Source organism: Robertmurraya kyonggiensis, from assembly GCF_005116465.1.
GTDB classification, from domain to species: Bacteria; Bacillota; Bacilli; order Bacillales; family Cytobacillaceae; genus Robertmurraya; species Robertmurraya kyonggiensis.
This window is the reverse complement of sequence record NZ_SWBM01000040.1, coordinates 1-1,533: the sequence shown is the minus strand read 5'-3', so window position 1 is coordinate 1,533 and position 1,533 is coordinate 1. Positions and strand designations below refer to the sequence as shown.

2 protein-coding genes are annotated in these 1,533 nt (G+C 38.6%); both read right to left on the bottom strand.

Going from position 1 to position 1,533, the window contains the following annotated elements:
• A partial coding sequence (locus tag FA727_RS24240) for a hypothetical protein (RefSeq protein WP_158318970.1) occupies nt 1–311 on the bottom strand: 311 nt, incomplete at its 3' end.
• A 345-nt stretch (nt 312–656) separates the two neighbouring features.
• The coding region (locus tag FA727_RS23740) for a retrotransposon gag family protein (RefSeq protein WP_136833909.1) at nt 657–1,533 on the bottom strand (877 nt) is incomplete at its 5' end.

The window sequence follows — 1,533 nt, the reverse complement described above, 5'->3', positions numbered from 1 at the left end:
TTCACTGAAGATCCAGGATCAACAAGAATCCGGTTCAAAGTGTTACCATAAATCAATGCAGTGACATATAAAGGACGATTATGATCTGTGGTTTTTAATAAGAGACCATTATCAGTAAATGTCACATTTAGTAGATGTTCTTCAGGAAGAGTATCTGTAGCGAAGTAAGTTTGAAAGTTTTCTGGTTCTTGGAGAGCCTTAATTAAGGTTTGATGCATTTCAATAGATAACATTAGAGCGTCATAAACACTTAATAAAGCAGGGAGTTTCTTTAGGTGAGAAAGCACATTATAATCTACTTTAGGAAGCATAGATTTATTTGTGCTTTCATATTCACCAATAGGTTCTTGTGGTGTTTGCTTTGGCTTTTCCTGAGGCCGAAGTAATTGTCCACTTCTCAGTTGTAGATCGTCTACTTCTTCGGTTGGGACAATACTAACTTGTTCGTTAGTTTGTTCATCCTCCGAAGATTTGAAGAGACGATAAACATCCTCTTGTAAAAGAGGTTCTTCTTCCTCAGAAGATTCAGAAGTATGAGATAACGCATAAATGTATGAAGAAACAAAAGCATTTATTTCATTCGTATGGATGGTTTTTACAGAAGAAGCTGGAGTCTCTAAATATTTGTTTGGTATTTCGACCTTTCCTGCTTTATATTAGCGTTCAAGCCAATCTTTGAAAGTGATACAATTTTCGATAGTATGACCCAGACAGCGGTGATAAGGACAGAATGTTGGGTCATCAGTCTTAGAAACCTCTTTAGGCTTCTTTGGTTCAGGTAGTTGCATACCTGCTTTAATGAGCAATTGGAAGAGCTTTGGAACGGCATCTTTCTTAAAAGAATAAATTCGATCAAGTCTTTCTTGGAAAGTGAGAGGGTTTTTCTTCTGGGGAGATGGAGTGACTTGTAGAGTTTCCTCTGACCCCTTCACTTGCTTGTCAGTGAGAGAAATAGTGTCAACAGGCTTTTTGCTCGATGGGGTGAGCTTCTTTCGAGCTTTCTCGTAAGGTTCCTCCTTTAGGATAAGTGAAGAAGCTTCTCCTTGCAGACTTGCTGCCTTGGAGAGTAATTTTTCAAAGGTGAAAATGGAAGATAATTTTAGCAGAAGAGAAATGGACCCGGTGAGGCGTCCAAGTAAAAGATTGACAGCATGATTTTCTTGCAAAGGCGGTTCACATTTTAAAGCTAATGTCCGCCAGCGCAGGATATAATCAACCACAGCCTCAGTAGGCTTTTGTTGTAAAGTCATAAGATCGTGAATGGTGATCTTTTTCTGGACTCCAACAAACCTTTTTACGAAGACTTCTTCAAGTTCTTTGAAAGTTTTAAAAGATCCGTTGGGTAGGTTAGTATACCATTCAAATGCAAAGCCAGATAAGGAGGTAACGAATAATCGTAGTAATAAAGCATTGTTGTTGCTGATATTGCAGCAAAGTGCTCTATACTGAGCAAGATGTTGTCTTGGATTGCCTGTTCCATCAAATTGAGCAAAAGATGGAGGAACGAAACCTTTAGGATAAGGGACGAACTCA